The 18,299-nt window shown below is 61.3% G+C and carries 19 protein-coding genes and 1 pseudogene; 4 read left to right on the top strand and 16 right to left on the bottom strand.

Going from position 1 to position 18,299, the window contains the following annotated elements; all coding sequences use genetic code 11:
• A partial coding sequence (locus tag ACXJKO_RS13320; RefSeq protein WP_457091568.1) for a Crp/Fnr family transcriptional regulator occupies positions 1-290 on the bottom strand: 290 nt, incomplete at its 3' end.
• A 294-nt stretch (positions 291-584) separates the two neighbouring features.
• Between ACXJKO_RS13320 and ACXJKO_RS13315 the strand changes: the two genes are divergently transcribed.
• Complete coding sequence (locus tag ACXJKO_RS13315) at positions 585-1,322, top strand: response regulator (RefSeq protein ID WP_457091570.1); 738 nt, start codon at positions 585-587, stop codon at positions 1,320-1,322.
• Between the two features lie 569 nt (positions 1,323-1,891).
• Here the strand turns inward: ACXJKO_RS13315 and ACXJKO_RS13310 are convergent.
• Together ACXJKO_RS13310 and ACXJKO_RS13305 are read right to left on the bottom strand one after the other, a co-directional pair.
• Positions 1,892-2,287, bottom strand: a complete 396-nt coding sequence (locus ACXJKO_RS13310) for a BON domain-containing protein (protein WP_457091567.1) — start codon at positions 2,285-2,287, stop codon at positions 1,892-1,894.
• Complete coding sequence (locus ACXJKO_RS13305) at positions 2,254-3,279, bottom strand: class I fructose-bisphosphate aldolase (RefSeq protein ID WP_457091566.1); 1,026 nt, start codon at positions 3,277-3,279, stop codon at positions 2,254-2,256. Before ACXJKO_RS13305 ends, ACXJKO_RS13310 begins: the two co-directional genes overlap by 34 nt.
• Positions 3,280-3,484: 205 nt before the next feature.
• Here ACXJKO_RS13305 and ACXJKO_RS13300 point away from each other — a divergent pair, with 205 nt between their 5' ends.
• Positions 3,485-3,802 carry a hypothetical protein gene (locus tag ACXJKO_RS13300; RefSeq protein ID WP_457091565.1) on the top strand — a complete coding sequence of 106 codons (318 nt, stop codon included), beginning with the start codon at positions 3,485-3,487 and terminating at the stop codon, positions 3,800-3,802.
• 152 nt (positions 3,803-3,954) lie between these two features.
• Here ACXJKO_RS13300 and ACXJKO_RS13295 read toward each other — a convergent pair whose 3' ends face one another.
• The 3 genes from ACXJKO_RS13295 to ACXJKO_RS13285 form a co-directional block, all read right to left on the bottom strand.
• Entirely contained in the window at positions 3,955-5,064 is a 1,110-nt protein-coding gene (locus tag ACXJKO_RS13295) for a site-2 protease family protein (RefSeq protein WP_457091564.1), read from the bottom strand.
• 475 nt (positions 5,065-5,539) lie between these two features.
• Positions 5,540-5,887, bottom strand: a complete 348-nt coding sequence (locus ACXJKO_RS13290; RefSeq protein WP_457091563.1) for a GYD domain-containing protein — start codon at positions 5,885-5,887, stop codon at positions 5,540-5,542.
• Between the two features lie 126 nt (positions 5,888-6,013).
• Positions 6,014-6,343 carry a hypothetical protein gene (locus ACXJKO_RS13285; RefSeq protein ID WP_457091562.1) on the bottom strand — a complete coding sequence of 110 codons (330 nt, stop codon included), beginning with the start codon at positions 6,341-6,343 and terminating at the stop codon, positions 6,014-6,016.
• Between the two features lie 516 nt (positions 6,344-6,859).
• Here ACXJKO_RS13285 and ACXJKO_RS13280 point away from each other — a divergent pair.
• Positions 6,860-7,108: a DUF6522 family protein gene (locus ACXJKO_RS13280; protein WP_457091561.1), complete on the top strand. Its 249-nt coding sequence runs from the start codon at positions 6,860-6,862 to the stop codon at positions 7,106-7,108.
• A gap of 358 nt (positions 7,109-7,466) precedes the next feature.
• Here the strand turns inward: ACXJKO_RS13280 and ACXJKO_RS13275 are convergent, their stop codons facing one another.
• From ACXJKO_RS13275 to ACXJKO_RS13250, 6 genes are all read right to left on the bottom strand, one after another.
• Complete coding sequence (locus tag ACXJKO_RS13275; RefSeq protein WP_457091560.1) at positions 7,467-8,018, bottom strand: pyridoxamine 5'-phosphate oxidase family protein; 552 nt, start codon at positions 8,016-8,018, stop codon at positions 7,467-7,469.
• A 285-nt stretch (positions 8,019-8,303) separates the two neighbouring features.
• Complete coding sequence (locus ACXJKO_RS13270) at positions 8,304-8,873, bottom strand: Hsp20/alpha crystallin family protein (RefSeq protein ID WP_457091559.1); 570 nt, start codon at positions 8,871-8,873, stop codon at positions 8,304-8,306.
• A gap of 170 nt (positions 8,874-9,043) precedes the next feature.
• A complete protein-coding gene (locus ACXJKO_RS13265; RefSeq protein WP_457091558.1) occupies positions 9,044-9,250 on the bottom strand; it encodes a hypothetical protein in 207 nt (68 codons plus the stop codon).
• Between the two features lie 192 nt (positions 9,251-9,442).
• Complete coding sequence (locus ACXJKO_RS13260) at positions 9,443-9,622, bottom strand: hypothetical protein (protein WP_457091557.1); 180 nt, start codon at positions 9,620-9,622, stop codon at positions 9,443-9,445.
• A 724-nt stretch (positions 9,623-10,346) separates the two neighbouring features.
• Positions 10,347-10,844 carry a potassium channel family protein gene (locus ACXJKO_RS13255; RefSeq protein ID WP_457091556.1) on the bottom strand — a complete coding sequence of 166 codons (498 nt, stop codon included), beginning with the start codon at positions 10,842-10,844 and terminating at the stop codon, positions 10,347-10,349.
• A 388-nt stretch (positions 10,845-11,232) separates the two neighbouring features.
• Complete coding sequence (locus tag ACXJKO_RS13250) at positions 11,233-11,880, bottom strand: BON domain-containing protein (RefSeq protein WP_457091555.1); 648 nt, start codon at positions 11,878-11,880, stop codon at positions 11,233-11,235.
• A gap of 997 nt (positions 11,881-12,877) precedes the next feature.
• Between ACXJKO_RS13250 and ACXJKO_RS13245 the strand changes: the two genes are divergently transcribed.
• A complete protein-coding gene (locus ACXJKO_RS13245) occupies positions 12,878-13,711 on the top strand; it encodes a sensor histidine kinase (protein WP_457091569.1) in 834 nt (277 codons plus the stop codon).
• Positions 13,712-13,795: 84 nt separating this feature from the next.
• Here ACXJKO_RS13245 and ACXJKO_RS13240 read toward each other — a convergent pair.
• The 4 genes and pseudogenes from ACXJKO_RS13240 to ACXJKO_RS13225 all read right to left on the bottom strand — a co-directional run.
• A pseudogene (locus ACXJKO_RS13240) lies at positions 13,796-14,398 on the bottom strand (3'-5' exonuclease); the annotation flags it as partial.
• Entirely contained in the window at positions 14,399-16,213 is a 1,815-nt protein-coding gene (locus ACXJKO_RS13235) for a DUF294 nucleotidyltransferase-like domain-containing protein (RefSeq protein WP_457091554.1), read from the bottom strand.
• A 69-nt stretch (positions 16,214-16,282) separates the two neighbouring features.
• Positions 16,283-17,977 (bottom strand): cation acetate symporter, encoded by a 1,695-nt coding sequence (locus ACXJKO_RS13230; protein ID WP_457091553.1) that lies wholly within the window; start codon positions 17,975-17,977, stop codon positions 16,283-16,285.
• Positions 17,977-18,282 carry a DUF485 domain-containing protein gene (locus tag ACXJKO_RS13225; RefSeq protein WP_457091552.1) on the bottom strand — a complete coding sequence of 102 codons (306 nt, stop codon included), beginning with the start codon at positions 18,280-18,282 and terminating at the stop codon, positions 17,977-17,979. The genes ACXJKO_RS13230 and ACXJKO_RS13225 overlap by 1 nt, the downstream gene beginning before the upstream one ends.
• Between the last annotated feature and the right edge of the window lie 17 nt (positions 18,283-18,299).

The following is an 18,299-nucleotide window of genomic DNA, read 5'->3' as shown; positions in this document are numbered from 1 at the left end:
GGGTAGGAATATGTGCCCTCGCAGGAGAGCCCGAGCATCTCGCCGGCGAACCGAAAACCCATGATCKCACGCCGCCCATCGGGCAGCATGCGGTACAGGCGCAGGCAACCCTCGGTGATCTGGAAGATGTCGGAAGCCGCATCGCCCTCCCAGAACACCCCCTCCCCGGCGGCAAATTTGTCCGCCGAGTGGACGGCGAACAGGCTCTCCAGGGTTAAAGTCTCCGATGACAAGCCGAACACCGGGAAGGTTGCACTGCTGGCTGAGGGAAGGAGATGGGAGGTGTACATGGGATGCTCCGGTCGCGGTCTTGGTTGACGTGACTAAAGCAGACGAATGTCACACCCGTGCCGTGGTCCTATGCGATTGTGTGCCGGCTCGTAACAGTTTGTAACAGAGGCTCAGGACCAGCAGGCTTATGAACATCCGTCGAGGGCGCTCGCCGGTCGAAGGTTGACCGAAGGCTTCAGTGGTCGATTGGTAGCTCGACTGTGGCACTTTCGGAGGATTCCCGGGTCTCGGTTCGTTGTTTAATGTAACGCACCGACGCCAAGAGCAACGGACCTCATGGATTTGGGCCGGTGATGACCGATGCGCCGCATATCCTCATCGTCGATGACGATGCCAAAATCCGTCAGATGCTCACCCGCTATCTGATTGATGAGGGCTTTCAGGTGAGCTCAGTCCCAAATGGGCCGACCATGCGCGAGTGCTTGGCACGCACAAGGATTGATCTGGTGCTTCTGGATCTGGTCTTGCCCGGCGAGGACGGGCTCCAGCTGGCCCGTGAGATCCGATCACAGCCCGGCAGTAGCGCCATCGGAATCATCATGCTCACTGGCCGGTCCGACATGGTCGATAAGGTGGTTGGCTTGGAGGTCGGGGCGGACGATTACCTCGCCAAGCCATTTCACCTGCGGGAAGTCCTCGCCCGCATCAAAAGCGTCCTGCGCCGCCTGCAACCTACCGCGCTGGCAGCACCCCTTCCCGGTAGCCTGGCCGTCGATGACGAACTGATCCGGTTTGATGGCTGGCGGCTTGACCTGAGCCGCCGTGAGTTGAAGGCGCCGGACGGTTCCGAGATCGCGCTCACGACCGGCGAGTTCGATCTTCTCGTGACGTTTGCCCGGCACCCAGGCCGGGTGCTTAATCGCGACCAGCTGATGGACCTGACGCGCGGCCGCCACTGGGAGGCGATTGACCGCTCCATCGATGCCCAGGTGGCAAGGCTGCGGCGCAAGATCGAGACCGACCCAAAGCATCCAATGCTCGTCAAGTCGGTGCGGGGTGTTGGATACGTGTTCACCGGCCACATCCAGTAGAACTGGCTCTGGCACGAGGCTCCTGAGGCTCGACTTGGGCGAATTGCGGGTCAGCGCAAGAGCTCACATGGAATGACAGGATCAAGGCGGTTTGCTTCGGACGGACGTCAAGTGTCGACCATGAAGAGTATTCGCCGGCTTGCGTCACATGCGTCGGGACGACCGACCGTCGCTGACCGGCATCAGGACGAGAACGCATACAACAGCATTGATGCGGTCGCCTTCATGGCCTTTCAGACGAATTCGGCATACAGTGCTCAGGCGTCAGGTGCCCGATCATCAGCTCAATCGCTGCCACCGCTTCGTCTCGCGCGTGAGAGCGGCTAGGCTCTTCTGATGGTGCTGTTCGAGTATGGTAACAGTCGTCTGCTTCAGGTCTACGTCGACAGCGCTCCATATCTTTCTCGAACTCGAAATCGTTGCTCGCCATCATGCGGTCATAGACGTGTTTGACACCGGAGCATCGAGCGCAAAAGTGGGAACCGGTTCTGCGTGAAAAGATGCTCAGGATCAGCAACTTGAAGCATCGGACGTGAGTTTGATAACACTTCCGATGCTTTAGGCGCGGACTAGGCTGCTCTCTCAATGAGGATGCGCTCGTACCAATCGTGCGCCCTCCCATCAAGGGCCACTTCATCGCCGTTGACTGAGACCTGAATTGTGTTGGCTTCGCCTTCCGCGTTTCGCTTGAGAGTATTCATGATCTTGTTTCGAACGTCAGGCGCGCTGACCTGCTGAAGGTCGATCTCATCTGAAACGCCGACGACTCCAGACAGCTTCCGAATGTCCGACCTCGCTGTCGTTTGCTGGTACTGCCACTCAACCCAGCCCGTCAGCGTCACCCAGCCGTCCTGAACTTTGATCTGAATGGCCTCATCCGGCGCAAGAGCATCCCAGGCCAGGAGATACCTCGCACGCCGTGCGGCTGCGTTCAGGCTGCCCGTGCCTCCAGCGCGCGCTTCCACTGGCCCTCCGAGGCAAGGCCGTTCATCCTGGCCCGGTGAGCAAAGGCCTGCTGAGCGGCAGCGACATTGTCAGGATTGCCGGACCAGGCCTTTTGCGGCGCCACTTGCAGGGCGCGGCCATAGGAGAAGGTCAGCCGCCACGGAATCCCATCGGTCCTGTTCATGGCATCGAGGTGAGCCGTCGCCTCCTCGTCCGACTGGCCGCCAGAGAGGAAGGCGATGCCGGGCACGGCAGCGGGCACGCAGCGCTTGAGCACCGTGAGGGTCTTCTCGGCCACCTCATCCACGGAAGCCTGCTGCGTCGATTTCTTGCCGGCGATCACCATGTTGGGCTTCAGCACCATGCCCTCGAGCACGACCCGCTGTTCGTAGAGCTCTTGGAAGACGGTCTTCAGCACGAATTCCGTCACGGTGGCGCAGCGGTCGATGTCGTGCGTGCCATCCATCAGGACTTCGGGCTCGACGATCGGCACTAGGGTCTGCTCCTGGCAGAGCGCCGCGTAGCGCGCCAGCGCATGGCCGTTGGCCTTCACGGCCGTCCAGGTCGGGATCCCCTCACCAATGTCGATGACGGCGCGCCACTTCGCAAAGCGCGCCCCGAGACCACGATACTCCGTGAGACGCTCGCGCAGGCCGTCGAGGCCTTCCGTGATCGTCTCGCCGGGGCAGAACGGCAGTGGCTTGGCACCGAGATCCACTTTGATGCCGGGAAGTGCGCCTGCCTGCTCGATCAGCGTCACCAGAGGCGTTCCATCCCTTGCATTCTGCCGGATGGTCTCGTCGTAGAGAATGACACCGGAGATGTGGTTCCTCATCGCATCCGTCGAGCGGACGAGGAGTTCGCGATAGTCGCGTCGGTTGTCGGGCGTGGACTCGACGCCGATGGCATTGAATCGCTTCTTGATCGTGCCCGAGCTTTCGTCGGCGGCGAGAATGCCCTTGGCGGGCTGCACCATGGCCGCAGCGGTTTGTGCCAGTTGCTCAAGATCCATGAACTCGCTCCATTGCTAGTGCTGGCTGGCCTGGGGTTTGGCCCCTCCGTATACAACACAAGAAGGCACTGTTCGGGCTCCCAGCCCACTCCACCGGCTACGGTCAACCATATCACAGCCGAACTACCAGGCCATTCTTTGGCATGGTCAGGCTCGCTGGTACGGTCTGCGGCCAGGCCGGAATGCTGTGCCAAGGAGAGATACTGTGGGTAAGCTGGTCCTGTCGCGGTTTTTCGTCGTAAGTCTTCTCGCCCTTGGTGACTTTGCCAGCGCGCAGAGTAGCGGTGGGATGCCGGGCGGCACGATGGGCGGTCCAGGCAGGGGCATGATGGGCCGGCTCTCGCCCGAGGATCTGAGCGCCTTCGTCGATGCCCACATCGCGGCGCTGAGGGCCGGGCTGAAGCTGACGGCCGAGCAGGAGAAGTTGTGGCCTCCGGTCGAGGACGCCATGCGCAACCATGATGGACTTCGGGATGATGGGGTCCGGCCGCCGATCCATGATCGGCGGCTGGTTCGGCGATGATGACGACGACCACTGAGGCGCCGATCGGCTTCGTGATCTGTCATGAGGCGCTGGCGGGCCTCGTTGACCCGGCGTTTCCCAGCTCCCGAATGAGGGCTTTCAACTCGTCGCTATCCCAAGATGGCCGTGGGAGACGACTTGGTCACTTGCCGTCACACATAGGACTGGCGGTTGCGGAAGCGCCAGTCGGGGCGCGCACTGCGGACCATCATCATTTCTCCAATGGTCTCCGCCGTCAGGAGCCCCACGAGCTTCTGCCCAGCGTCGAGCACCAGGAGGGCTGGAGCCTTGGACTGGTTTAGAAGCGCGACCGCGGCATCGAAGGGCTGCCAGTCGAGCACCGTCGGCAGGTCCCGCGTCATCACCTCCAGAACCGGCGTGGCGGGGCCGCCCTGGCGCAGGGCCACGATGAGGCCATCTCGAGTGAGGAGGCCGCGCGGGAACCCTGAGCCGTCCACCACGGGGAACTCCTTCTGCGAGGTGCGCAGCATGAGGTCGACCGCGTCGTCGAGCGACGAGGCGGTGGACAGGACCTCGACCGGGCTTACCATGCCAGCGCGCACCGGCAGCCCCAGGGTCGCGTCCTTGAAGGCCACGTGCTGGGATTCCGCCGTTGCCGAGAGATAGATGAACAGACCAATAACGATGAGCATCGGGTTCAGAAAGAGACCCGCCAGCGCGAACAGGAAGGCCGCGCTCTGGCCGATCCGGGCCGCGATGCGGGTTGCCTCCACATGGTTCATGCGCATGGCCAGCAGCGCGCGCAACACCCGACCGCCATCCATGGGAAAGGCGGGGATTAGGTTGAACACCACGAGGAAGATGTTGGCGGCGGCAAGTCGCGCCATGAGACCGGCGCGCGGGTTCTCCAGCTCAATCATCGCAGCGGTGTCGAGGGCCATGCCGAGGGAGAGTATGATGAGCCCCGCGATCACCACGTTCACGGCCGGACCTGCCACGGCCACCACCAGCTCCTCGCGCGGGTTGTCGGGGATCCGTTCGAGGCTCGCCACCCCGCCGATGGGCCAGAGCGTTACCTCCGGCGTCCGGATGCCGTAGCGCTTGGCGGCGAGAATATGCCCGAATTCATGCGCCAGCACACAGGCGAAGAGGAGCACCATGAACAGCACGCCTTCCAAAGCCGCCTCCTGCCTACCGAGCCGCCATTGCGCCCCGCCGATCCAGACCAGGAAGAGCAGGAAGGTCACGTGAATACGCACCACGGTACCGGCGATGCGGGCAATTGGGATCGACCAGAGCATGAGGGTCTCCAAGCGAGCTTCCGATGCGCAAGGTAGGGTGGGCGGTGCCGGTTCGGAAGTCAGGAGAAATACGGCGGCACTTGGAGGATAAGCGAGGCATCCCGCTAGCTGAGTTGCGTCGGGAAGGATTCTGGCAAACTCAAGCTACAGACGTTGCTTAGCTACTCTCAATCGGTGAGCACATAGAACATATCGAGCAGCCAGGAGACGACGAGGATCGCTGCGCTCACACCGACGGCCACCAGCAACCATTTCACTGACGTGCCCACTAAATCTTGCATACGGTAATTCCATTCCCGCCCCTCACCTCGGCGAACGTGCCGATCGCAAAGAAGCTTTGCACAATCAAACCTAGCAACTCGGACGAACCATAAATGGCGGTCAGGTCCTAGCCCCACATCTTCAACGGGCATGACGCGTGTCCGGGGTCGTACCTGGATGGAGGTGAAGTCCGGGGACCTCACCCCCACAGGGGCTAAACGGCCCGTGAAGCCTGCGCTCCGGCAGCCTTGAAGTGCGCCGCAACCGGCCCGGCCCTGGCAAATGCTTGCTGCATGTCTGCCGAGGTCATGGCGAGCGTGGTCTTCAGGTTCGTGACGCCCCCGGCAGCAGCCGCAACAATCACGGAGGTTGCGACGCCTTCGTAAGGTCCTTCCGACACGATCATGAAGTCGTAGTCCCCAAAGGTCATGTAGTAGGCCAGGAGCTTTCCGCCCGACTGAGAGACAAGCTCGCGCACCGCCTCCTCACGGTGTTCCGGCTTGGCCAACATCCCTTTGATCGCCTCTGGCGTGAAGCGGCCCTGCGTGATGAACAGAGGCATGGTTTTCTCCTTGATAGACCAAGCCTATTCTATCCAACGGCCCGTAAGCAGATTTGCGAATTGTCAAGGAGAGGGCCCGCTTGGGGCATTATCAATCCGGAACTGGGAGGAGTAACAATGGTCGATTTACAGGAAGAGCTGGGCTCCCTGATCCAGGCCTGCGAGGCGGCGGCTCAGGCGCACATCGCTTATGCGCGGAGGGCCCACACTGAGTTTCAGCGTTCGTTTCACGAGCGGCGTGCCGCCGAGGCGCTCCAGACGGCGCACAAGTACCGCCAGGAACTGCGAGTGTCTCTTGAAGAATGACGATGTCTGCCACCATTTGATCCAGCCAACCGGCATGACCGCGCCGGTCTGGCGGACCGGATGCCGTTCCCCCGGGCGAATGGGCCAGCCCCGTTGCTTGCCGCCGCCGGCACCTGTGCAGGCATGCCCGGTTCCCTCGATGGTCAGCATAGCCCACCTCAATGGGCCGCCAGCATCGGGCTGTCCGCTGCGGAGAACATGTCCCGCGTCGCACCGCCGAACACCTGCTCCGAGAGACGGGTGTGCCCGTAGCCTCCCATGATGGGAGCAGAAAGAAATGTGGGGCAACAATGTCGCCCGTAGCCTTAGCTCCCATTGCACTCTCGTCGATTGGACTTGATCAAAGCCTTTCGAAGGGAGCCCTCTCACCAGCTGCCCCACACAGATCCTCATGCTCCCCAAGCTGGCGTGCCCAAGCTGGCGCGCCCAGGCGGGCGGATCTCTTCGGGCATAGTCACGCAAGTGTGCCGGGGCAGAGGGCCAGTCGGCTGGCCCTATTGTGGAAATGCAAGGAACCGCATGCCGGCGGGCGCCATGGAGACGGAAGCTGTCTCGGGTGATACCCTGAAAGGTCTCGAACAAACATGTGCAGCGTTCGCCTAGGACCTGCCGCCGGGAGGCGACTTTGGGCATCAGGCGATCCGCCTGTAATCAAGGGACCTTCCAATGCGCGTGAACCGCGATCCTGCCGGTGATTTTGTCCTCGACAGCGCTTTCCTGGCGGAACGCCTCGGCACCGACCTGGAGGCGCTGCGTCGTGGGATGCGCCTGGGGCAGGTGACCAGCCGCGTTGAGCAGGGGAACAGCGAAGATGCCGGGCGCATCCGCATCACGGTGCGGGCTCCACAGGCCGCATGGCAGGCCATCCTCGACCAGACTGGCGAGATCCTCTCCGAGAAGGTGGTCACCGCGTAGGATCAGCCCGGTGCCACCTGAGGCCGAGACCATTACATTAACCTTGGCGATATAGCGAGGGCGGTTATCTGACGAACCGTCCTGTTGTCTCTCCTCAAGTGCCGTCGCTTTCCGATCGATGTGATCCCTTTAGCCGTTGGACGGCATGATGCCCTCGGTCGCAAAGCGCCGAAACATCGCATCAACGTGCTCCGGTGGCAGCTTTGCTCCACCATCAAGCCACCAAGTCAACGCGGCCGTATAGGCGCCCACAATATATCGGACGACAAGTTCGCGTGGGATGCTGTCCGCGGAATCCTCGTCAACTATGAAGGAGGCGCTCGTTGAACCGCGTCCTCAAATACTCAGGATCCGCGCCCTATCGCGACGTGGTTCTTGTCCATGCAGGGGGATCGCTGGCCGGGAACGACTCCAGATCGGCCTCCTCGACGATGTCGGGAGCCCCGTCCAGATCGTCGGGAACGCTGACCAGGTCGGTGTGTCCGAAGCCCTTGGAGTAGTCGAGCACCGAGATGACGGTCGGCGTCACACGAAAGATGCGAACCTCTTCCGGGCTCGGCATCGGCCCCGGCAGGGAGACCTGCTCGGGGTACTTGCGCACCAGCATCTGCATCACCCTGCCCGCCTCGGCCAGGTCAGTCACCGCCTGCGCATGCCCTGCCATGGACAGGCCTGTGATCGCCATGATGTTGGACGTGTCGTGGTCGATCGTCAGCGACACCCGGTCATCCTGCGCCAGGTTCGCCGCCTTTTGGCTGTCCAGGCCGCACAGGAAGTAAAGGGTGAGGTCCTCGCTCGCGTAGCCGACGGTCGTCGCCTGTGGCCAACCGTCTGGCCTGAGGGTGGCAACCGTTATGATCCGGTGCTGCTCCAGCAGCGTCAGGATCTTCTGTCTGATGTCCTCGTCCATCTGTCACCTCCATGATGGCGCGCGATCAGCTCCTGGATGAGCGATTATACGCTCGCTAGGCCATCTTGTCCGCTTCGGCGGCACGCGGGCTCAGACTTCAGGGCATATCGATGGGTGCGCTCAGTCCCTTCTCGGAAGGGCGCCGTCCGTTCGATTTCCGAAGCTCCTCTTCACATCCGCTCGTCGACTAATGAGCGGACAGGGCGCTGCGTCCACGACGACGTTTCAAGAGGCAGTGCCTCCGCGAGATGGCCTGACGCTCAGCGTTGAGGCCCAGCCGGGCGCTTACGTCTCCGAGGATTGCTCCTTTGCGCCTGCCGCGCCCTGTTTCTCACTTGATCCACCCGCAGCCGGACCTGTCCTGCCCTGCACCTGGATGCGGCGGGAGCGCTCCTGCTGGGTCGTCTTCGGCACCGTGACGGTCAGGACGCCGTTCTCGAAGCTGGCCTGGACCTGCTCCGGATCTACAGGGTAGGGCAACCGCAGCGAGCGCTGGAAGGTGCCGTAGGAGCGCTCGACGAAGTGGAAGTTCTCCTTGTCGTCCGTGCGCTCGAACTTCTTTTCACCCCGGATGGTGAGCATGTCGTCGTCAAGGCTGACGTCTATATTCTGCTCGGTGACGCCGGGCAGTTCCGCCGTGATGCGGATCTCCTTGTCCGTTTCCGACACGTTCATGCTGGCGTTGACAAAGCTGCCGACATCGCCCTGGCCTTGGCTGCCGGTCGCAGCGGGCAGACCAGTGCCGCGAAAGACATCGTCAAAGAGACGATTCATCTCGCGATGGAGCGAGAGAACGGGATCACCAGGAAACATTCCGCCACCGGGACGGAAGGGGGTCATGGGATTGCGGGCCATTGTGCGTTCCTCCTCATTCAACCTGAGATCTGCGGCCGGGGCGTTCCGCCCCGGAAAGGCAACACAACTCGATGACAACTCGGACTAGACGGTGTGGGAATGGGCCGTTTGGGAGCCCAACGAAGCATGGAACCTCGCCGCAACGGGCCAAGGCCTACACTCCGTTGCATTCAGGCCGCGAAGGACTGACCGCGTTGCTGCATCCGGAGCCTGTTCAGAAGGTCTACATATGGCTGGCGCCTCTCGCGATGCGCCGCTCTGAGCTTCTCCCGAATGTACTGCTTGAGTTCGTCGGTGGTCGTGCTGTTCGCGACCCTGTCCAATTCGATCTCGTGCTCGAAGTCGATGTTGCCGAGGGTACGAACGACCTCCTTCATCATTACATCTAGGCTCGGGGAGTACATTCGAATGTTATGACTGGCGTTGTCGGGCATGGTTTCCTCCATGGCGTGGAGACATGGTGATTTGAATCCCTTGTCGGATAGCATGTCTGATACGGAGCCAAGGGAAAGCCCGTATTTCTACGGAGGCATGGTCCATGCTGCACCACCTTCCAAGCGAGGTGGGCTTCACGAGTGGTGGTCCGAGTCCTGCGAGGGCGGATCACCGGCCGGGAAGAATGCCTCATAGGCTTCCTCGGCGACATTGAACCGATCCTCAGGACTGCCGGAATCGCGCACCAAGTTGGTGTGGCTGGAGCCCTTACGGCAGTCGAGCACAGTGATCACCTCCGGCGTGACCCGGAACATGGCCAAGCGCTCAAGCCCGTTGACGCGTGCTCGGCCCCCTTCGGCAAAGCGCTACCAGGAGCAGCCCGGCCGCAGGGATCGCTGACGCGGCCCCCCGGCTACCCAGCCACACGCCGCAGAGTTCGTTCCAGTTCGCATCGGGTGGGCTTCAAATCCTTCAGAGCCGGGTTTTCTCGAGGACGAGATTCCTCTTGAGCACCTCTCCGGGCAAGATCGACAGGAGCTTACCCTTACAACCAATCGACACTGCGAGATCATGCTCGCATTATCGGCCGTATCAGAGACAGTGTGCCTGCATAACCGGTCCTTACATCACAGGGGCTACCGATGATCGATCAGCAATATGACGAGCTAGAGCAATGGCGGTTCTGATGGAGCCAGCGCGTTGCCGCTAATGCTTTGTTTCAGCAGCACTTTCCACGGCGCATCATAGTCCAATGCCAAGCGCGTTGCTCTAACCCGGAGAATGCTGGATGACGCCGCGGACCAGATTGAGAAGGGCCCCGACAATGAGGACACCTTGGTCTTCATATCCAACGCGCTGTCTGATTGCACCACGGCGATCGATGCCCATGCTGAAGGCGTCGAGATGCCTCCGCAGACGCTCAAGTCCCTCAACAGGGTCCTCCATGCGATACGCGTCAGGATTGATGCCACCTTGGCGCGCCCGGAGAGGTGATGCCACAGAAGCCGCTGGTGAGCCATCCATACGCCTGCTTGGTTCTCAGGGCAACGTACGGCCTACTCCCGAGGACACACCCCGCGGGATGGGCCTGCGGATTTCCGCCTTTTTCCGTGGTGCTTTCTGGGCATGCAGTGGCCAGTATCGCTCCATGGCGAGATAGGTGAACGAGGCGGTCCAGCCGATCAAGAGCAGACCGTTCAACGCCTCCACTCCGGCGATGAGCCGGGCGTGCGAAACCGGAATCTGGTCCCCGAACCCGAGCGACGTATACGTCACAACGGAGAAGTACAGGCAGTCCTGGAAGCTCTCGACCGGCAAGCCGGCAAAACTGCCGACTTGCAGGTTCACGCTGAGAACCCAATAGGCGAGCGCATAGGTCCACACCGCTGCCGTGTGGCCGGCAAAGGCGGCGAGCACGACCGCGATGATCCGCATCCGCGGCGGCACCGGCAGATCGGCCAAGTGGTTCGAGGTCAGCCGCAGCGTCTCGTAGACGATCAGGATCGTAGTCACCACGAGCACCACGCTCGTTGCCATCGCCATAATCATGAGTGCCGTACCATCTCTTGCTAAACCCTCTGCTACTGATGGGGCACGTTGCAGGCCGGACTAGGTACCGCCGCAGTCGGCCAGGGCGCTGAGGTAGATAATAGTATGAGTGCGCGGCACCTCTCAACAGCGACCAACCTGCAGGTGAGCAAGCTGGTTCTTCGGGCTCCTCTCGGACAGGTATCATCAGCTAAACGGGCTTCAGCCACTCTGCGAGGGTTTTGGACCTAAGGAGGGCGATACAACTTCCAACAGCGTGGAAATGAGCGTGACATGCTCAAACAACTCCGCGCTGTTGGAAGTTGATGATATCATTGCGCCTCTCTTATGCGCAGTGGTCCTGAACGATGATCGGCATCATGGTTCAGGTCGTCTCTCAACTCAACGTCATTCGATCGTGGACGTGCTTGACGCCAGGCGCGGACCAAGCCGCCCTTTCAATGACGATGCGCTCGTACCAATCGTGCACCCTTCCCTCAAGGGTCACCTCATCTCCGTTGGCCGAAACCCGGATTGAACCCGCTTCGATCTCCGCATTCCGCTTGAGAGCGCTCAGAATCTTGTTGCGGACGTCGGGAGCTTTCACCTGCGGCTCGAGCTCGATCTCATTTGACACGCCGATCACGCCTGACAGCTTGCGAATGTCCGACTCCGCTGCCACTCGCTGATACTGCCACTCGACTGTGCCGGTCAGCGTCACCCATCCATTCTGGACMTTAACCTGAATGGCTTCGTCCGGCACACGAGCATCCCAGGCAAGGATGTCGGCGGCTCTTTTTGCGATCTCGTCGTCGGATGTTTTCTTGTCTGACGGGTACCTGACCTGGATCTCCTGGGCGATGGCCCTTACCCCTCTCACCCGCTGGGCGGCACGCTCCGCAGCGATCTTTTCTGCATAGCTTCCAACATGACCGGTAAGCGTCACGACGCCAGTATTGACCGCTACTCCAATGTTGGCGGCATCGATGCTCGGTTCAAACTCAAGCTCGTCGATCACCAGTTGCTGTAGAACAATGTCGTCCATCAGAAATCTCCTGTGTCGCATTCATCCGCTGCGGAAGTCTGCTCTCGCGGATGTGCAATCGTCATGCAATTCCCGCTTTCAAACATGACTTTGATCAAGGTCCGATCTTAAATGTGTGGCGCGGATGCAGTTTTCTTTTGAACTGAGAGCGAGAGTGCCTGCGGCGCTTCGCAGGAGCATGTGGCGCCCAGCGTTCAAGATCCATCGCTTGGCGGACACCGGTGTGACGTTCCTTCTCACGACAGGTGGCCACAACGCCGGCGTTGGTGCACGGAGGCTTAAGGGGCGGATCAGGGCTATATGGGAGAGGTCAAGCAACGTCGATGGAATCCGGTTTGCCCGTCCGGATCATCTGGTTGAGTACTTCGATCGCAAGAGCCGCCTCTTCCTGCTGATTGGCAAGCGTGCGCACCTACACCTTCGCCCGATCAGCAATCTGTAGCGGCCGATGGTTGTTTTATCAGGCAACCGACATCTCGATGCGACCCGATCGCGTGTTGCGCCACGCCACTTCCCTCGACCGGCGGGCGTCCGCCCGGCTCATCCTGGTTCATGTCGTCGACGATGATCAGCCAGCCCGTGCCCCGCCGTGGCGTTCGCCGCCTCCCGGAAGCGGTCGAAAGGCTTGGTGCTCACTCGCTTGTGAAAAATAGGGTCTTCAGAGGCTGACCTGGGAGGCCTCGTTGATCGCTTCCGGTGCGAGCGCCGATGATGCTCAGCCAAACTTAGCCCGACAGGTGCGGCCTGACGCTCGCGATTCCGGAGCAGGTGCGCACGCCCTCGTACTTCCCCTAGCTCGTACCTGTCCGAGCAGCCCGCGGGCTACGTCCCAGCTAGCATCGTTCTTGGCGAACGGACGGTGATCGGTCCCGATCGACATGGTGGAATCTGGAGGCGGAGGTCATCCCCTGCCGCGCCTGTCATGTCGGCACTTGTGGAGACTTCCCCCAGAAGCGTCGGAAAGTTGCGCTGACTCAGCCACTATAAGGAGTTTCCTATGGTCCACCCTGTCCGCTTGTTCGAGAGCGATCTTCACACTGCCGAGGTTCACGGTCTCCCTGCGAGCGCCGCCATGGCACAGAGCAGTGTCGAAAAGGCGCGGTCGGAGAGTGAGGCAAAGCTGCTGCTGGCTGAGGTGCAGCACCGCATGCATAATACGCTTGCTGTGATGCGTTCCCTTGTCCGCCTGACCGCCGACACAAGCAAGACAGTGGAGCACTACGCGATGCACCTGGAAGGGCGCATTGGCGCGCTCGCCCGGGTGCAGACGGCTGCCACGCGTGATCCCGCAGGATGGGTCGACCTTGAGATGCTCGTGGCCGAGGAACTCCACGCCTACAGAGCGCAGGAGGGGGAGCAGGTGGATCGCATCCACGGCCCAGCGATCCGGCTGCAATCCAAGGCCGCCGAGATCTTCGCACTGGCGATCCATGAGCTGGCGACGAATGCGGTTAAGTATGGGGCTCTTTCGACACCGCAGGGTCATGTCAGGATCTCTTGGCGGGTGAATAAGGGCAGGGGGGAGCCGCACCTCCTCTTTGAGTGGAAGGAAGGCGGAGTGCCTGGTCGCTTGGCGCGGAAGCGACGAGGATTCGGCACTGCGTGGCTGGAGCGGACGCTCCCCCGTGAACTGGGGGCTGCGGCCAAGCAGGAGTGCGATCCAAGAGGGCTGCGTTGGGTGATTGAGCTGCCCCTCACCGAGCGGATTACTATGCGCAAGCCCGCTCGCCATCGCGTGAAGAATGAAAATGACCTTTCGCAACGTGTAGCTATTTCCGCCAGGGGACCGCATAGGGACGCCTTGAGCGGTATGCGATGCGTTCTGCCATAACCGGGAAAGATGATTTCWAGCACCGACCGGAGGAACCTCCTGCTGTACCGCCCGCTTGCGCCCGATGCGAACGCCTCGCTTACGCATATCCCTGAGCTGTACGTACATCATGGCTGTCATCAGGGCATCGTTGAAGGCGTCGTGTTGCCCGAGAGTTGGAATGCCCAGGTCCGACAGGATTGACTGGAATCGAAGATCAAGCACCGTTCCGGGAGGGGCACCGCCATACTTGAGGTCATAATAGATCTCCGAAACCTCAACGCGCCGATTTGGAAGCTTCGCCTCGATGTACCGGAGAACATACTTGTCGAGCATGCGGACATCGAAATCGACGTAATAGCCGACGATGGGACGGCCCCCGATGAAGCGGAGCAACTCCGGCAAGACCTGGTGCATGGGCCGGCCTTGTGCCACGTCATGGGCCCGGAGGCGGTGGATCTTGATGGATTCGGATGTCGGGGCCCTGTCGGCCCGGATGACGGCCCTGTAGGCCTTGCTCGTCATGATACGGCTGCCGCGGATCACAATGGCCGCAATGGCGATCACCTCATTGGTCCGCGGGTTGAGCCCGGTGGTTTCGCAATCCAGAACCACGACCTCGTCCGCCGGTCCCGGCTCGAACAGGAAGCGATAGGCATGGTCTGCCAGCGTCGCGCGATAGAAGARATTGCGTACCCAGCGTTCCATTCAGAACGACCCGAGGTGATAGCGGTTGCGAATAATCTCCCGGAACTGACGCACGATCCGGAGAGCATCCCGCAGGATGTCGCGCTCCACCGTGGTAATCTGATCCAGGCGCACTATCGACTCGGTCTCCATTGTCCCTTTGTGCAGAGCCTGGAGCTGGGATCGCAGGCGAAACTCCATGAACGCATGGAGGGCGCTGATCAGGTCCCGTCCAAATGCCGGCTCCAATGAGCCTTGCTCCACAAGCGCCTCGATCCTTGCCGCTGTCGGTGTGGCGAGAATGCCCTTGTCGATCGCGAGCGTGCGCACGCCATGCACGATCGGAAACGTTCCGGCCTTCTTGATGTCGATCTCGTCCGGACCGGCGCCGACGGTTGCCATGATGGTGCTGAGAACGCCCAGGTTGGGGGTCGCGAAGGTCTCGATCAGCGATGCGAACCGCGCCAGGAGAGCGGCCTCGCCGCGCATGAGTTCGAATAGGGCCTCCTTTGCCCGCGTGAGAATGTCCGCCGGACCCGCCACGGCCACCGCATCGACGAAGATGGCGATGTTCATCGCAGCCTCGGTATCACCCTGGATAGTCCAGGCCCTGAGTTGATGGATGAAGCCGTCCAAGGACTGGGACCAGATCGGATTGCGGACCATGACATTCCCGGGACACGGCGGGAACCCGAACCGGTCCAGTGCTCCCGAGAACGCCTCGCGGAATTGAGCAAGGTCGGCTGCCGGAACATCCCGGGCCAGAAGGATGGCGTTGTCCTGGTCTGTCCGGACGGTCTGCTCGCCACGCCCTTCCGATCCCATCAACAGCAGGCAGCCAGCCTCACGGATTGACGGGGGTGCTGTCATTCCGAAGAGCTGCGTGAGCAGCCTTCGGTTCAGGTCGGACGTTATCTCGGCGATGACGTCGACCTTCAGCCCCTGCCGGTGGAGGCGCTCCACCTGTGCGTGAATGTCCTGAGCAGAACCGGCCAAGTCATCGACGCCGCGGGCGCGTTCGATCCGCCCCGGGATCAACTGTGAATTGCCTGCGAACAGGCCGAGGATGTCGATGTCCTCCAGGAACCCCACATAGTGGCTGTTCGACCGGATCGCGAGGCGCCGCTTGTCATGCTTCGTCATGAGAAGCAGCGCCTCAAAGATGAAATCATCAAGATCAACTGAGACGACGTCGAAATGACATGCCTCCCGCACTGGAGTCTCGAGTGGGAGCCGGCGCAGAACGACTGCCTTCGACAAATTCATTCCAGTCACTACACCGATACGTTCATCATCCCGCACAAAGAGAGCGTTGATGTCGTTGTCCTGCATGCAATGCCCGGCCTGCTCTATGGTGGAGTTTCCATGAATGAAGACGGCCGCACCATATCGTGCATCACTGACCCGTGCTCGCAGAACGCTTTCGACCCCCTCGGTCTTCCGCTGCTGTGCGAAGGCATCGAGCTTGCGGGACACATCCCCGTAGAAAAACGCTGCGAAGGTGGGATTGTGGTGGATCAGGTTGAGGATGAGACGGCTAGGGATGAGATGGCAGAGTGTCTCTTCGGCAGCCACAAAGTCTTCGCCAGCCGCTCCGTGCACGAGAGCGCGGGAGTCGAAGCTGTCCTTGGGCCCGAGCACAGCCTGAACGGTACCCCCATCCCGCACTTCGACCGATCCCTTGATCACGACATGCAGCCAGTCCGAAGGACGTCCATGACCGATGATGACTTCTTCCGGGCTGAAATACCCGATATCGAGGCCGGCCCGCAGTTCCTCGATCTCTGGATGGGTCAGGCGATCAAAAGGCGGGTTGGTACTATCAAAGCCCTGCATGGGTCCGTTCCGCCAAGGTGACACGTGGCCGCCTCCCGGTACCCCGGGAGGCGGCCGTTATCATGGAGATCAATGAACGTGGGCGGCTGCAGCCCCAATGCCGGTTTCCGATCGGATATACTGGGCGTCAAAGGATGCGACCTCCGCCTTGGCGCGGCTGCTGGCGTCGAGCTTGGAGAACGCCCAGATTCCGAGGAAGGCGATCGGCATGGAGAAGATGGCCGGGTTGTCATAGGGGAAGAGTTCGCGTGCAAACCCGAAGGTCTGCACCCAGACGGCCTTGCTCAGCACCACCATGGCGACCGCGCTGATCAGCCCCAGCAGTCCGCCGATCAGGGCTCCCCGGGTCGTCGTTCCCTTCCAGAGGACGGACATGAGGAGAACTGGGAAGTTGCAGCTCGCCGCGACTGCGAAGGCCAGCCCCACCATGAAGGCCACGTTCTGGTTCTCGAAGATGTAGCCCAGGATGATCGCCACGATCCCGATGAAGATCGCCGAGATCTTCGAGATGTTGACCTCCTTCTGCTCCGACACGCGCCCGCGGGCGATGACCTCCGCGTAGAGATCGTGACTGACGGCCGAGGCTCCCGAAAGGGTGAGCCCAGCCACCACGGCGAGGATGGTCGCAAACGCAACGGCCGAGATGAAGCCGAGGAAGAGCGACCCGCCCGTTGCACTGGCGAGATGGATCGCCGCCATATTCGTGCCACCGAGGATATCCTTGACCTTGTCGTAAACTCCTCCCGCACCGAGCTTGAAGAAGCTCGGGTCGTTCATCAGGAACGTGATCGCACCGAACCCGATGATGAACGTCAGGATGTAGAAGTAGGCGATAAAGCCGGTGGCGTAGAAGACCGACTTGCGGGCCGCCTGGGCATCCGACACGGTGAAGAACCGCATCAGGATGTGGGGCAGTCCGGCGGTGCCGAACATCAGCGCAAGGCCGAGCGAGATGGCCGAGACCGGATCGGCCACGAGAGCGCCGGGCGCCATGATGGCATCGCCCTTCGGGTGCGTCTTGACCGCCTCGGCGAACATCGCTTCGGGGCTGAAGCCAAACCGCCACAGGACGATCAGGGACATCAGGGTGGCGCCCGCCAACAGGAGGCACGCCTTGATGATCTGGACCCAGGTCGTGGCCTTCATGCCGCCGAACGCAACGTAGACGATCATCAGCACGCCCACGATGACCACCGCGTACAGGTAATCCAGTCCGAAGAGCAGCTCGATGAGTTTGCCGGCGCCGACCATCTGCGCGATCAGGTAGAAGGCGACGACCACGAGCGTACCGACCGCGGAGAGAATGCGGATCTGGGTCTGGTCGAGGCGGAAGGAGGCCACGTCCGAGAACGTGAACTTCCCGAGGTTCCGCAGCCGCTCCGCGATCAGGAAGAGGACGATCGGCCATCCGACCAGAAATCCGATGGAATAGATTAGGCCGTCGAAGCCGCTGGCGAAGACGAGACCGGAGATGCCCAGGAAAGATGCCGCCGACATGTAGTCGCCGGCAATCGCTAGGCCGTTCTGAAGCCCGGTGATGCCACCKCCCGCCGCATAGAAGTCGGCGGCCGACTTGGTCTGGGCCGCGGCCCGGTAGGTGATCCCGAGCGTGCCGAGCACGAAGACCAGAAACATGATGATGGCCGTCCAGTTCAGGGGCTGTCTCTGCACGGTACCGAGATCTGGCCCTGCCGCAAGGACCTCTGACAAGCCTGTGCCCAGTGCGACCAGGGTTGCGATGGCAAGGATGAGCAGCCGGGACATTACATGATCTCCCTGGTGAGGTGACGGGTCATCTCGTCGAAGCGGCTGTTCGCACGCTGGACGTAGATGCCAGTCAGAACGAACGCGGAGAGGATGACGCCCAGTCCGAGGATGATCCCCAGCGAGGTGACGCCGTCGCCGATCTTGGTGGCGAGCAGAGGCTTGGCGAAGGCCACGAGGAGGATGAAGCCGAAGTAGATGACGAGCATCACGATGGAGAGGGTCCAGGCAAACTTCGTCCGCTGGCGGACGAGCTCCTGAAACTGCGGGCTGCGAAGGACTTGGTTGTAGTCTTGCGAGGTCATGGCGAGAGCCCTCCAAA

It is taken from the genome of Microvirga sp. P5_D2, assembly GCF_054049475.1.
This window is presented reverse-complemented; position numbering and strand designations above follow the sequence as displayed.

What these genes read in the sequence shown, in the direction of transcription:
- ACXJKO_RS13265 (WP_457091558.1), bottom strand. Translation starts at nt 9,250, where the DNA reads ATGAAGGAGGTCGTTCGTACCCTCGGCAACATCGACTTCGAGCACGAG.
- ACXJKO_RS13225 (WP_457091552.1), bottom strand. Translation starts at nt 18,282, where the DNA reads ATGACCTCGCAAGACTACAACCAAGTCCTTCGCAGCCCGCAGTTTCAG.
- ACXJKO_RS13245 (WP_457091569.1), top strand. Translation starts at nt 12,878, where the DNA reads ATGGTCCACCCTGTCCGCTTGTTCGAGAGCGATCTTCACACTGCCGAG.
- ACXJKO_RS13290 (WP_457091563.1), bottom strand. Translation starts at nt 5,887, where the DNA reads ATGCCTCTGTTCATCACGCAGGGCCGCTTCACGCCAGAGGCGATCAAA.
- ACXJKO_RS13315 (WP_457091570.1), top strand. Translation starts at nt 585, where the DNA reads ATGACCGATGCGCCGCATATCCTCATCGTCGATGACGATGCCAAAATC.
- ACXJKO_RS13270 (WP_457091559.1), bottom strand. Translation starts at nt 8,873, where the DNA reads ATGGCCCGCAATCCCATGACCCCCTTCCGTCCCGGTGGCGGAATGTTT.
- ACXJKO_RS13285 (WP_457091562.1), bottom strand. Translation starts at nt 6,343, where the DNA reads ATGCTGACCATCGAGGGAACCGGGCATGCCTGCACAGGTGCCGGCGGC.
- ACXJKO_RS13260 (WP_457091557.1), bottom strand. Translation starts at nt 9,622, where the DNA reads ATGTTCCGGGTCACGCCGGAGGTGATCACTGTGCTCGACTGCCGTAAG.
- ACXJKO_RS13255 (WP_457091556.1), bottom strand. Translation starts at nt 10,844, where the DNA reads ATGGCAACGAGCGTGGTGCTCGTGGTGACTACGATCCTGATCGTCTAC.
- ACXJKO_RS13280 (WP_457091561.1), top strand. Translation starts at nt 6,860, where the DNA reads ATGCGCGTGAACCGCGATCCTGCCGGTGATTTTGTCCTCGACAGCGCT.
- ACXJKO_RS13305 (WP_457091566.1), bottom strand. Translation starts at nt 3,279, where the DNA reads ATGGATCTTGAGCAACTGGCACAAACCGCTGCGGCCATGGTGCAGCCC.
- ACXJKO_RS13275 (WP_457091560.1), bottom strand. Translation starts at nt 8,018, where the DNA reads ATGGACGAGGACATCAGACAGAAGATCCTGACGCTGCTGGAGCAGCAC.
- ACXJKO_RS13235 (WP_457091554.1), bottom strand. Translation starts at nt 16,213, where the DNA reads ATGCAGGGCTTTGATAGTACCAACCCGCCTTTTGATCGCCTGACCCAT.
- ACXJKO_RS13295 (WP_457091564.1), bottom strand. Translation starts at nt 5,064, where the DNA reads ATGCTCTGGTCGATCCCAATTGCCCGCATCGCCGGTACCGTGGTGCGT.